Below are 12901 nucleotides of genomic sequence, written 5' to 3' on the forward strand. Positions count from 1 at the left end.
AACATAATGTGGCAATATAAGCCATCTTTATTGGCAATAAGTATTATGCTGCTAAGTGGTTGTGCGAGTAACTTAAACCCGCAACTACGTGAGCAAGCACCGAATACACTCCCAGATCAGTGGCAACAAACAGCTGTTGAATCAGTAGTTGCTGTCAACGACACATGGTTTAATAAACTTGCTTCACCAACAGTAAAGCAGCTAGTTACTCAAGCGCTAAAAAACAATCAGCAACTATTGCAAAACCGTTTTGATGTAGAAATACAAAAACAGCAATTAATTGTCACCGGTGCCGCTTTATGGCCCAGTTTAGATATTTCAACGCGAGTAGGACGGAGCAAAGATAATCGTCCGGTTAGTTATAATAACTCAAGCTCTGTATCGTTAGAGTTAGGCTATGAAATTGATTTATGGGGTAAACTCTCTGATGCAAAGCGCAGAGACAACCTCAACTACCTTGCTCAGCAAGCTCGCTATGAGCAAACTAAACAACAGCTTATTGCAGATGTTATAACAAATTGGTTTAACTTAATCAGTGCAGAGCAATTACTTGATTTGTTTAAGCGCAGAGAAGCTAACGCCCAGCAAAACCTTGAGATTATTGAGTCGGGTTATCGCCAAGGTTTAAATGAAGCGTTAGATGTTTATTTAGCTCGCAATGAGTTAAACAATGAACGCTCCCGTATAGCAACCCAAAAAGCAAATTTGACTCAAGCTGCACGTAGCCTTGAGCGTTTATTGGGGGAGTATCCAAAAGGATTGATAGCAGCGAATAACGACCTACCTGTAATTAATGACGACATTCCTCTTGGTTTACCGTCGGAGCTTATTACTCGCAAACCTGCGTTGCGTGCTAGTTGGTATCAGTTATTAGCCAGCGACGCTTCGCTTGCGTATGCGCATAAACAGCGTTTTCCGAGTTTAAATTTAGCGGCAGGTTTAAGCGATAGCACTAACAGGGTAAGCGACTTATTTTCTGCTTCAAGTCTTGCGTGGTCACTTATTGGTAGCATTTCAGCGCCTATTTTTGACGCTGGGCGACTCGCTGCGAACGAGGAAATAGCCAGTTTACAAACGCAAAAGCAAGAGCAAGCCTATCTGCAATCTTTATATGATGCATTTGGTGATGTTGAAAATGCTATTACCCAACAACAATCTTTAAAGGCACGCTACCAAAGCACCTTGCAGGCACAAAAAAATGCCTTAGCAGCAGAGCAATTATCGTTTGAACAATATCAAAGTGGTTTAGTGAGCTACACCACCGTATTAGATGCACAAGCACGCTCGTTTGATGCACAAAGTTCACTGATTGAAATTAAAAACCAATTACTCACAAATCGCATTAAATTACATGTTGCTCTTGGGGGCGACTTTGCAAAATCAAGATCCGCACAGGATGAGCAAGCACTATGAAACTAAACAAACAAAAAATAATTGTTCCCGCTGCTATCATTATAGCGACCATTTTTTTGGTGATGTTTATTAAGGGAAACCCGCCTAAAGCATCACGTTTTTCAGCACCGCCAAAAGCAAAAATTAATGTAGCGGTAAAACCATTGCAGTTAATTGACTACCCCGTTGAAATTGATAGCTTTGGTACGGTTAAACCACGGACTCAAAGTATGTTGGTGGCTCAGGTTTCTGGGCTGATTATTGATATAAATGAGCAGTTCCGCGAAGGCGGCTTTTTTGAAAAAGGCGATGTGTTACTTCAGCTAGATGATCGCGATTTAAAAGCGGAAGTTAAATCAGCACAAGCTAATTTGCTCAATGCCGAGCAAAACTTATTAGAAGAGCAAGCACGAGGCCGACAAGCGCTTACTGATTGGCAACGTTTAGGCAATGAGTCTGAACCGAGTATTTTAGTACTTAGAAAGCCACAGCTAGCTGCAGCGCAAGCACAGGTTTTGTCAGCACAAGCACAATTGGAAAAAGCGCAACTAAATCTTGAACGTACTAAAATTAAAGCCCCTTATGCTGGGCGAGTATTAAACCGCAGCGTTGACTTAGGTCAGGTGGTATCTAACAATATGCAGTTAGCGACAATTTATGCAACCGACAGTGTTGAAATACGCTTACCGATAAAGAATAAAGATCTGCCTTTTATTAATTTACCTGAGCAATATCGAGATGGTGCTAAAAATCAGCGTGGCTCAGCGGTTAATTTCACTTCAGATTTAATTGGCGAGCAACAATGGCAAGGCCAACTTATTCGTACTGAGGGCGCAATAGATGAAAGTGCTCAGCAATTGTATGTGGTGGCTAAAATTAATGACCCTTATAAATCAACCAGTGATAATCAATACCCAGTAAAAATAGGACAATACGTTAAAGCTAAAATTAATGGCAAAGTCGCCTCTCAGGTACTCGTTATTCCCAATAGTGCGATATATCAAGGCAGTTATGTTTATGTGGTTGAAAATGGCACACTACAGCGTAAAAATATTGCTTTAGCGTGGCAAAATGCGCTGCAAGGCATTGTGAGTAAAGGTCTTGAAGCGGGTAGTCAATTAGTACTGACGCCACTGGGGCAAGTGAGTTCAGGTACGCCAGTGCAGATAATGGATGCGACTCCTAAAGCACAAAAAACAGGAGAGCAGCCATGATCGCTTGGTTTACTCGTAACCATGTGGCTGCCAACTTATTGCTAATTAGTATTGTGTTGGGCGGCCTATTCAGCCTGTCTTCTAAGTTACCGTTAGAGGTGTTTCCCTCGTTTGTTTCTGATCGTATAAATATTAGTGTGAGTTTACGTGGTTCAACCCCAGAAGATGCTGAAAAAGGGGTCACCATACGAATAGAAGAAGCATTACAAGATCTCGAAGGTATTAAACAAATATCGAGCCGCTCTTCTGAGGGGTCATCACAAGTAAGCGTTGAGGTTGATACTGGCTATGACGAGCGTGAATTGTTAGCGGATATAAAGAGCCGTGTCGATGCCATTAATACCTTTCCAGCCGATGCAGAAAAACCAGTAATAGGGTTAATCCAGCGTAAGCGTGAAGTAATAGCAGTCACTGTTTCAAGTGACTACAACGAAAAAGAAACCCTAGAATATGCAGAGCAAGTCCGTGATGAATTGCTGCGTATTCCGGCGATTACCCAAGTTGAACTTAGTGGCGTACGTAATTATGAGCTGGCAATCGAAGTAAGCCAAGATACGCTGCGCCAATACGATTTAACCTTGGCGCAAATATCCAGTGCCATTGCCAATTCAAGTTCTGATATTTCAGCGGGAAACCTTAAAACAGAGGGCGGCGATGTACTTATTCGCTCTAAAGGGCAAGCTTACCGCAAAGATGAATTTGCAAGCATTGTGATAAAAAATCAAGCCGATGGCACTATTATTCGCTTAAGTGATATTGCAACCATTAACGATGATTTTGAAGAAACCCCCGTGCGCACCCGCTTTAATGGCAAACAAGCCGCATTTATCGATGTGTACCGCATTGGTCCGCAAAGTGCGATAGAAGTGGCCGATGCAGTTAAAAACTATATTACCAGTGAGCAAGCTAATTTACCGCAAGGGTTTTATTTAAGCTATTGGGATGATGACTCTGAGGTAGTAAAAAGCCGTATTGCTACCCTAACTAGCAATGCTTTACAGGGCGGTATTTTGGTACTGGGGTTACTGACTTTATTTTTAAGACCTGCCATCGCGTTTTGGGTATTTATTGGTATTCCGGTTTCATTTATGGGCGCGTTTATGGCAATGGCCGCCTTTGGCGTGACCATAAATGTGATCAGCTTATTTGGTTTTATATTGGTGCTAGGGATTGTGGTGGACGATGCTATTGTTACCGGTGAAAACGTGTATACCCATTTAAAAACCGCCAAATCGGGCGAAGAGGCTGCTATAAAAGGAACTCAAGAAGTAGCCACGCCAGTTACATTTGGCGTGTTAACCACCGTGGCCGCTTTTTTACCGTTAGGTTTTATAGAAGGCGCGCGAGGCGCTATTTTTGCGCAAATTCCGGTGGTGGTTATTCCGGTATTATTGTTTTCATTGATTGAATCTAAATTTGTGCTGCCAGCGCATTTAAAATATATCAAACTGCGCCAGCAAAAAGGCAAAGGTTCTAAATTAGAGCAACTCCAACAACGTTTTGCTGATGGTTTTGAGCATGCCATTTTAAAATATTACCAACCCGTATTAGGGCTAGCGCTACGCAACAAACTGGCCACAGTCAGTTTATTTATGGGCGTGTTTTTAATTATTTTAACCATGATCACCAGTGGTTGGACTAAGTTTATTTTCTTCCCACGTATTCCCAGTGAAACAGTTCGGGTTAATTTAACTTTTCCTGCGGGAACACCGTTTGAAGTCACGAATAAATACATTATTGATATGTCAGATAAAGCCAGAGAGCTTCAGCGTAAGTATCAAGATGAAGAAACAGGGCAAAGTATTATCCTTAATATTTTAGCCAGCACTGGCGGGCGAGGCGGTGCGGCTAATTCGGGTAGTGTGCGCTTTGAAATCACCCCAGCAGAACAACGAGAGTCTGATATTGGTTCGCGTGAGTTGGTAAAAGAGTGGCGGCAATTAATAGGGGTGATCCCAGGGGCTGAAAGTCTCACATTTAGAGCAGAAATAGGTAGAAGCTCAAACCCAATTGATATTCAATTATCGGGTAATTCCATAACCACACTGCAAACAGTGGCTGAGCAAATTAAACAACGATTGGCCACTTATCCAAGCGTGTTTGATATTGCCGATAGCATGTCTGATGGTAAAGAAGAGCTACAAATAGAGCTAACAGAGCAAGGGCTTGCACTTGGATTAAATAGAGTTGATGTATCAAGACAAGTGCGTAACTCGTTTTTTGGTGTACAAGTACAGCGCATTCAACGCGGGCGTGATGATGTGCGCGTTATGGTGCGCTTACCTATAGATGAAAGACGCTCAGTTGCTGATTTAAAAGATATATTAATACAAACACCTAATGGTGGGCGAGTGCCGCTGTCACACGTGGCCACTTTAGTACCGGGTCAAAGCCCATCAACCATTACCCGTATTGATCGTTACCGTACTCTTAATGTGTCGGCGGATGTAGAAAAAACCGATACCAATATGACCGTGCTTCAAGCTGATTTAAAAACCTACTTAGATGAACTTGTGCAACAATACCCAGGTGTAAGCCATTCATTAGAAGGTGAAGCCAAAGAGCAGCGCGAATCGTTTGGTTCATTATTGTGGGGAATGGTATTTGTATTTTTTGTAATTTATGGGTTGCTCGCAATTCCCTTTAAATCGTACTTACAGCCACTGGTGGTGATGAGCATTATTCCTTTTGGCATGATTGGCGCAGTAATTGGCCATTGGATCATGACTATGGAGCTTACCATTATGAGTTTGCTGGGAATGCTCGCGTTAATTGGGGTCGTGGTGAACGACTCGTTAGTATTGGTTGATTTTATTAATAAAAAACGCAGTGAAGGGCTCGATTTAATGGAAGCTGTTAAAACCGCCGGCGTAGCGCGTTTTCGCCCGGTTATGCTAACTAGTTTAACCACCTTTATAGGCTTAATGCCGCTGCTGTTTGAAAAGGCGACTCAGGCGCAGTTTTTAATTCCTATGGCAGTAAGCCTAGGTTTTGGGATTATATTTGCGACTTTTATAACCTTATTACTTGTTCCCGTTAACTATATGCTGATGGAGCGCTTTCAAGGTTGGTTTAAGTAGTGTTAGGCATTAAAAAGACAAAGGGATAGGTGTTAGAAACAAGTTTAATATCGGGCTGTGGAGGCGCAGTTCGATATATTTAAAGACGAAAGATAGGGAATGTTTAGTTAAAAAGAAATGCTTGAGAACCTAGAACCTAAGCTATAAAGGAAGGTGTTCCCCGAGAATGCGGTGCCCGGTGTCAGTCCTGAAACCTTGAGGTTTCAGGGCGGAAATCTGCGGTTTACCGTAGGCTTCTCGGTACATGCCGAGCTTGCACAATAGTAAACGAACAAAAATCCTGGTATAAAATTTATCGGCTCAGGGACTTAACCAAGCTCCTGCACCCCAGGGAACAAATTTAGTATATAAGACATATTCCAATCCTTAAACCCCAATCGTAAAAAATTAAACTGTTCGCTCAGTTTTCCTGCAAATTTAGGGTCTGTTGACCTTTGCGGATTAAAAATTTGTTCAAACTAGGGGCGGTTTAATCGCGGCGCGAGGTTTGTAACCTAGTGGGCTAAGTAAAAACCGAGCAACAAAGAGTTAATCGCCCCTAGGCAGAACCCTTCGGGCAGCGCCTGTTTGGGATTAATGCTACGTTATCGCCTATTTATGGGGAATAACCACACCACATAGGCTCTGCCTTGCCTAAATACCAAACAGAGAAGGGTCAACAGACCCTAATCTTGTATTTACTTTTAAGATTGCTTTTTGAACTTAATCAGCTTTTCAATCGCTTGCTTTTGACCTCAGTCATAGAATTCATTGGAGTTGCTTTTTATCGAGTGGTAGCATTGCTTTAATTAGCAAAGCGAAGACGTCATTATGAATAACTTACCAGATTACGAAAAAGCCCAACTTCTTTTAGAGAAAAATGAAATATTTGTATCACCCGCAGAAGCGCATGGCGTTATTAGCGGCTTACTTGCTTGTGGGCTAAGCATTGACGATAAAGAATACTTAGGCTTACTGAGCGATGTATTTAATGATGGCGAGTCGTTTAGCAACGATTTAAAACAGTTTTTTGGCCAAATTTATCAACAAGTGGTTGAAAGTTTTAATAACGAAGAGTTTCAATTTGACTTGTTTTTACCTAGTGATGACGAAACACTCATCGATCAGGCTAACGGGCTCGTATCATGGGTAGCTGGGTTTATGTTGGGTTTTGGCTTAAAGCAAAAAGATTATGGCAAGCTGTCGGCAGATGTAAAAGAAGTGATCAGCGACTTTAGCGAGATTACACGCCTAGATACAACCTTTGAAGAAACCGAAGAAGATAGCCAAGCACTCCATGAAGTGATTGAGTACGTCCGTGTATCGGCGCTATTGTGTTTTGCTGAGCTAGGCAAAGAGCAAAATCCACAAAGCAACAAAAAAACACTGCATTAATTGAGCAACACAATAAAAGTAATGGGTTAGTTATTAATGGTTGAAATACAAAAGTCAGAGTTTAAAGCGCGCCGCGAGCGTTTATTGGCGGCAATGGATAATAACAGTATTGCTATAATTCCCGCTGCAACGGAGCTCACGCGTAGCCGTGATACTCATTATCCGTTTCGACAAGACAGTGACTTTTTTTACTTAACTGGTTTTAACGAACCCGATGCCGTGTTGGTGCTTTGCAAAAACAGTGATACACCCTCACTATTATTTTGTTTAGATAAAGACAAACTTGCAGAGGTATGGCACGGCAGACGCATTGGTTTTGAAAAAGCACAAAGCGAATACTTATTCGACAAAACTTATGCACTTAGTGCGCTAAATGAACAATTATTGAATTTGGTGAACGGCCAACAGATTTTATTTTATGCACAAGGGACGTATCCTGCCTTTGATGGCAAAGTATTTTCAATGCTTAACACTTTGCGCAGTGCCCCTAAAAAAGGGGATACAGCACCGAGTACAATTAAAGATATTCGCCCTTTATTGCATGAAATGCGCTTATTTAAATCGCCAGGCGAAATTAACATTATGCGTGAGGGCTGTGAAATAAGCGCTCGAGCACACATGCGAGCCATGCGTTTTTCCCACGTTGGCGCAACCGAGTTTCAACTAGAGGCAGAGCTTCATCATCACTATGCAATGAACGGTGCGCCACATCCTGCTTATGGCACTATTGTCGGCAGTGGCGATAACGCCAATATTTTGCACTACACCCAAAATAGCGACGTATTAAACAATGGCGACTTAGTACTGATTGATTCAGGCTGTGAGCTACAAGGCTACGCCGCCGATATAACACGTACCTTCCCCGTTAACGGTAAATTTAGCACTGAGCAAGCTGCGCTTTATAATATTGTACTTAAAGCGCAAGAAATTGCATTTAGCGAAATAAAACCCGGTGGCCTTTTATCTCAGGCAAATAAACTCGCTATGCAAGTACTAACCCAAGGGTTACTTGATTTAGGTATTTTAACCGGCGATTTTGATGAGTTAATGGCACAAGGTGCCTGTAAAGAATACTACATGCATGGTCTTGGTCACTGGTTAGGACTTGATGTTCATGATGTGGGCGATTACAAGGTTAATAACCAAGAGCGTGTCTTAGAGCCGGGTATGGTGCTAACCATTGAGCCTGGGCTGTATATTAGTAAAGACTCAAATGCGCCTCAAAAATACCAAGGTATAGGTATTCGTATTGAAGATAACTTATTAGTAACTGATTCAGGTCACGACAACTTAACCATTAGCGTGCCTAAAACAATTAGTGAAATAGAAGCGTTAATGCAAAGCGCTAAAAACGCATAAGCTTGGAGATAAAAGTGGCTAAGCAGTTTGATATTGTAGTAATTGGTGGTGGTTTAGTCGGCGCAAGTTGTGCTCTAAGTATAAGTAAAAAAAATCCCAGCTTAAATATTGCTGTAATTGAAGCAAATCAAGTAACCACTGATTATCATCCAAGCTTTGATGACAGAAGTATCGCACTTGCCCAGCAGTCGGTAGAGTATTTACAAAGCCTCAATTTATTTGAAATGAACGCTCCCTATGCTGCCGCCATAAAAAAAGTGAGTGTGTCAGACAAAGGGCACTTTGGTAAAACCCATATACAGTGTGATGAGTTTGCAAAACCCTCATTAGGTTATGTGGTAGAGGTAAACCCATTTGGCAGAGCGCTGCATCAGCGTTTAATGCAATCAAACATATCGCTTTTTTGCCCAGATAGCGTAACAGCGATAAAACAAAATGCCGATAGTAATGAACTTACATTACAAAGTAGCGAAAAACTCAGTGCTAAGCTGTTGGTGATTGCCGACGGTGCACAGTCGCCAACTCGTAATTTATTGGGGCTCGGCTTCAATACCCAGCCTTATGAACAAGGTGCGATTATTGCCAATATAGAAGTCGCTGGTGGACACCATCATCAGGCGTTTGAGCGGTTTACCCAAAATGGCCCAATGGCTTTATTACCCATGAGTAATAACCGCTATTCGTTAGTATGGTGTATGCGCCAAGAACATATTGAGCAGTATATGTCGCTAAGTGAACCAGACTTTATAAGTGCGCTGCAAACTGCCTTTGGTTATCGTGCAGGACAGTTTATAAAAGTCGGTATGCGCGCTAGCTACCCTCTAGTTTATGGGCAAATAGAATCGTTAACGACGCACCGCACAGTGGTGATAGGCAACGCGGCACACGCAATTCATCCTATTGCAGGACAAGGCTTTAATTTAGGGCTGCGCGACGTACAAGTGCTGAGTAACTTAATGGCAAACAGTGAACATGATTTAGGTAGCTATGCTTTTACTCGTCAATATTCAATCAAGCGCCGTGATGATATAAACACCGTAATGACATTGACCGATGCTCTGGTCAGACTTTTTTCAAACTCATCACGGGTGTTAGCGCTTGGTCGAAGTATTGGGCTATTTTCAATGGATTTATTCCCTGCATTAAAAGCCCCATTAGCAAAACAATTAATGGGTCAAGTTAAACAAGGTACACGTTTATGAAACAAGTACAGGTTTGTATAGTGGGTGGTGGCTGCGTTGGGTTAACGCTGGCGCTCGGGCTTGCTAAAGCGAATATTAGCGTGGCTGTGTTAGATGCTGCGCCAACTCAAGCTCCACCGAGTGATGATTATGGCTTACGAGTTAGTGCACTAAGTATTGCCAGCCAGACCTTACTGGAGCAATTAAATGTATGGCCACACATAATAGCTGAGCGTGCTTGTGCTTATACGCACATGGATGTTCGTGATGCCGACAGCTTTGGAAAAATAGCCTTTAATAACGAGCAACTTGAGCTTGAGCATTTAGGGCACATAGTTGAAAACGATATTATTCGCTTTGCGCTAATAAAAGAGCTTGAGCAACAAAGTAATGCCGCACTCATGTTTGATACCGAGTATCAGCAAATACATCAAAGTGAGTCTGATGTATTTATTAATTTAAAAACTGGCGAACCTATTATTGCTAAGTTGCTGGTGGCGGCTGATGGCGCAAATTCAGCGATTCGTAAACAGTTTAATATGGCGCTGAGCTTTAAAGATTACGATCACCATGCGTTAGTAGCGACAGTTAAAACCAAAGAGTCACATGCAAATACCGCACGCCAAGTGTTTTTACCAACCGGGCCACTAGCGTTTTTACCACTAAGCGATGAGCATACTCATTCAATTGTGTGGTCAACCAGCCCCAATCATTGCGATGAATTGTTAGCAATGGACGACACCGCCTTTAATAAAGCAGTTATGGCTGCCATAGATGGCCAATGTGGTTTATGTGAAGTGCAAAGTAAGCGCGTCGCATTCCCACTTAAAATGCGTTACGCCCAACAATGGGTTAATGGCAAGGTGGTGTTAATGGGCGATGCAGCGCATACCATTCATCCATTAGCAGGGCTCGGTATGAACCTAGGCCTAAAAGATGCCGCTTATTTAATTGAGCTACTAAGTAAAGACGCCAAAGAATTTGCCAGTACACGAACACTGCGTGATTACGAACGTACTCGCAAGCTCGACGCACAAAAACACATCGCCATGATGCAAGGGCTAAAAGAGCTATTTGAAGGTGCAAACCCAGTTAAAAAGCTGATTCGTGGTTTAGGGCTTTCACTCGTTGATAACTTAGGCCCAATCAAACATCTATTCGCTAAAGAAGCGATAGGCTAGTAATAAAGACAAGCGGTCAGTTTTTAGCTATCAGCTTTAAGCTAAAGAAAAGCCGATGTTTTAGTTTAAACATCGGTTTTTTTGTTTATAGGCTAATGCTATCTTTTGTGTAGGCGTACAGCTTGCTGACGCGACAAGCGAAGCTCGTAATGCTTTAAGTTAATGAGCTACAAATTTTCTTGTGCTTCATTCACCATATCTTGCAGTGCATCGATTAACAATGGGTCACGCGAGTTCTGTTTAGCAAGTTCTAGTGCGTGTGTCATGCTGGTAACGGCTTCTTTAAACTGTTTGTCAGCAGTGTAGCCTTGCGATAATCGCATGTGGGAGTAAGCTGCATTTGGGTAATCGCGAGTAAAGTGTTTAAGCGTCGTTATCGCTTTTTTAGTGTTGCCAAACTTTTGCTGGCGGTGGGCAAATTCTACGTACACATCTTGTGGAATTTTAAGCTCAAATCCGTACTTATCACTAAGTGCTTGGTAATAACCGGTAATAAGCGATACATCCGCAAATTTTCCGTGCTCGTCAGTCACTTTAAATATTAGGTCGCTAAATAAGTGAATTAAGCTATCGCTAAGTGCTGGAAGTATGGTGCCCATATGAGTAAAAGAGGGGTAATGCTTATATTCCCATTTCAGCTGCGTGGGCATTTGTTGCTCTAAATTTACTAAAGTATTTAATGCACCTGTATAAAAGCGTGCGCCTTCGCTTGCTACACTAATAAATAGCGCTTGAGCGCCTTTAGGGTTTTTAGTGTATTTAGTGATATTACTTTTTAACTCTTCATCACTCCACCAACTATTTGGGCTTATGGCTATATAGTTGTTAAATAATTCCGGCTGATTAACTAAAGTATAAAGCGCTAATGTACCAGCATTAGAATGACCAATTAAGGTGTTGTAACCATTAGTGGAGTAGTTGCTATTTATATAGGGCATGAGCTCATCAGACACAAACTTTAAAAAATTATCGGTTTGCCCTGCGTCAGGCCATTTACTTTTAACAAAGGTTTGAAACTCAGTTTTAGGCTCCCCTTGTACTTTGGGTAAGTAATCACGAACGCGGTTGGTTGTATCGATAGCAACAAGCATTGCATTAGGTATCTGCTCGTAATCAACAAGGGATTTGATTACGCCAGACGCCGTATGAAAGTGCTCAACACCATCAAGTAAATAAATAACATAAAGGGGCTGATCATCTTTTACGGTTTCAGGTATGAAGATTCTGAGAGGTCTGTCTTCATTAAGTATTTTTGATTGTAGAATGACCTTTTTACCCACGGTTATGTCGATTGTAGCGGTGTCTGCATAGCTTAAAAAAGGCGTACTAAAAGTAAGTATTAACACAAGCGATAGTAAAAGCTTCATAAATATCCTTATTAAATAATGTGTTGCTTAATAATTGCACGACTTTAGATTTGAGTAAATGTTTATATTTTAGGGGCAAATGTAAGGCTTAAGTAATTAAGGCTACGCTTTTCACGCGAGCAAGCTCGCGCCTACCTAGTAAATATTAAACACTTATCTTTATTTTACTTATTGATATAAAGGGAGCATCCAATAATATCTTCCCGAAACCCGAAACCCGAAACCCGAAACCCGATTCACTTATCTATCAAAGCTTAAAAAACCTGCTTGCTTAATTATCCTACTAAGCGTAAAATGCGCGCTCATTTCGGCTTTTAAACTATTAATTCCTTGCCTTAAACCGACCGGCCGAAACGGTAGAAGGCTCTATTAACCGTAAGGAATATCCATGCGTCATTACGAAATCGTATTCATGGTTCACCCTGATCAGAGTGAGCAAGTATCTGGTATGATCGAACGTTATACTGGTTCTATCACTGAAGCAGGTGGTACTATCCACCGTCTTGAAGACTGGGGCCGTCGTCAACTGGCTTACCCAATCAACAAGCTTCATAAAGCTCATTATGTTCTTATGAACGTTGAAGCACCAACTGAAGTAATCAGCGAGCTAGAAACTACTTTCCGCTACAACGATGCAGTGCTTCGTAACTTAGTTATGCGTACTAAAAACGCTGTAACTGAAGCGTCTCCTCTTGTAAGAGAAGAGAAGAAAGAAGCACCAGCTGCTTAATTGTTTTGAGTCCTAGCATGGCA

At 41.8% G+C, this 12901-nt stretch carries 9 protein-coding genes and 1 other RNA gene; 8 read left to right on the forward strand and 2 right to left on the reverse strand.

All coding sequences use genetic code 11. The annotated features are described in order from the left end of the window. The first annotated feature begins 6 nt into the window (after positions 1-6). Genes PSM_RS02990 through PSM_RS03000 form a run of 3 tightly spaced genes read left to right on the forward strand, consistent with a single transcriptional unit; the run spans position 7 to position 5686 of the window. A complete protein-coding gene (locus PSM_RS02990; protein ID WP_013464145.1) occupies positions 7-1413 on the forward strand; it encodes a TolC family protein in 1407 nt (468 codons plus the stop codon). Continuing rightward, positions 1410-2606 carry an efflux RND transporter periplasmic adaptor subunit gene (locus PSM_RS02995; protein ID WP_013464147.1) on the forward strand — a complete coding sequence of 399 codons (1197 nt, stop codon included), beginning with the start codon at positions 1410-1412 and terminating at the stop codon, positions 2604-2606. The genes PSM_RS02990 and PSM_RS02995 overlap by 4 nt, the downstream gene beginning before the upstream one ends. Further along, the gene (locus PSM_RS03000; protein ID WP_013464148.1) at positions 2603-5686 is read left to right on the forward strand and encodes an efflux RND transporter permease subunit; all 3084 of its coding nucleotides are present in this window, start codon (positions 2603-2605) and stop codon (positions 5684-5686) included. The genes PSM_RS02995 and PSM_RS03000 overlap by 4 nt, the downstream gene beginning before the upstream one ends. Positions 5687-5839: 153 nt before the next feature. Here the strand turns inward: PSM_RS03000 and ssrS are convergent. Continuing rightward, a non-coding RNA gene (ssrS, locus tag PSM_RS18330) (6S RNA) lies at positions 5840-6023 on the reverse strand. Between the two features lie 473 nt (positions 6024-6496). Between ssrS and PSM_RS03005 the strand changes: the two genes are divergently transcribed. Genes PSM_RS03005 through PSM_RS03020 form a run of 4 tightly spaced genes read left to right on the forward strand, consistent with a single transcriptional unit; the run spans position 6497 to position 10781 of the window. Next, positions 6497-7060 carry a UPF0149 family protein gene (locus PSM_RS03005; protein ID WP_008110427.1) on the forward strand — a complete coding sequence of 188 codons (564 nt, stop codon included), beginning with the start codon at positions 6497-6499 and terminating at the stop codon, positions 7058-7060. Positions 7061-7096: 36 nt separating this feature from the next. Further along, positions 7097-8419 (forward strand): Xaa-Pro aminopeptidase, encoded by a 1323-nt coding sequence (gene pepP / locus PSM_RS03010; RefSeq protein ID WP_013464149.1) that lies wholly within the window; start codon positions 7097-7099, stop codon positions 8417-8419. 14 nt (positions 8420-8433) lie between these two features. Further along, positions 8434-9621, forward strand: a complete 1188-nt coding sequence (gene ubiH / locus PSM_RS03015; protein ID WP_013464150.1) for a 2-octaprenyl-6-methoxyphenyl hydroxylase — start codon at positions 8434-8436, stop codon at positions 9619-9621. After that, a complete protein-coding gene (locus PSM_RS03020; RefSeq protein ID WP_013464151.1) occupies positions 9618-10781 on the forward strand; it encodes an FAD-dependent monooxygenase in 1164 nt (387 codons plus the stop codon). The genes ubiH and PSM_RS03020 overlap by 4 nt, the downstream gene beginning before the upstream one ends. Before the next feature lie 167 nt (positions 10782-10948). Here the strand turns inward: PSM_RS03020 and PSM_RS03025 are convergent, their stop codons facing one another. Beyond that, entirely contained in the window at positions 10949-12148 is a 1200-nt protein-coding gene (locus PSM_RS03025) for an alpha/beta hydrolase-fold protein (RefSeq protein ID WP_013464152.1), read from the reverse strand. Between the two features lie 388 nt (positions 12149-12536). On the opposite strand from PSM_RS03025, the gene rpsF reads away from it, so the two are divergent. Next, positions 12537-12878, forward strand: a complete 342-nt coding sequence (gene rpsF, locus PSM_RS03030) for a 30S ribosomal protein S6 (protein WP_008110420.1) — start codon at positions 12537-12539, stop codon at positions 12876-12878. The last annotated feature ends 23 nt before the right edge of the window (positions 12879-12901 follow it).

Source organism: Pseudoalteromonas sp. SM9913 (genome assembly GCF_000184065.1).
In the GTDB taxonomy this organism is placed as follows: Bacteria; Pseudomonadota; Gammaproteobacteria; order Enterobacterales; family Alteromonadaceae; genus Pseudoalteromonas; species Pseudoalteromonas tetraodonis.

Excerpts from the sequence above, each read along its gene's own strand:
- PSM_RS02990 (WP_013464145.1), top strand. The coding sequence starts at position 7 with ATGTGGCAATATAAGCCATCTTTATTGGCAATAAGTATTATGCTGCTA.
- PSM_RS03020 (WP_013464151.1), top strand. The coding sequence starts at position 9,618 with ATGAAACAAGTACAGGTTTGTATAGTGGGTGGTGGCTGCGTTGGGTTA.
- PSM_RS03025 (WP_013464152.1), bottom strand. The coding sequence starts at position 12,148 with ATGAAGCTTTTACTATCGCTTGTGTTAATACTTACTTTTAGTACGCCT.
- PSM_RS02995 (WP_013464147.1), top strand. The coding sequence starts at position 1,410 with ATGAAACTAAACAAACAAAAAATAATTGTTCCCGCTGCTATCATTATA.
- pepP (WP_013464149.1), top strand. The coding sequence starts at position 7,097 with ATGGTTGAAATACAAAAGTCAGAGTTTAAAGCGCGCCGCGAGCGTTTA.
- PSM_RS03000 (WP_013464148.1), top strand. The coding sequence starts at position 2,603 with ATGATCGCTTGGTTTACTCGTAACCATGTGGCTGCCAACTTATTGCTA.
- PSM_RS03005 (WP_008110427.1), top strand. The coding sequence starts at position 6,497 with ATGAATAACTTACCAGATTACGAAAAAGCCCAACTTCTTTTAGAGAAA.
- rpsF (WP_008110420.1), top strand. The coding sequence starts at position 12,537 with ATGCGTCATTACGAAATCGTATTCATGGTTCACCCTGATCAGAGTGAG.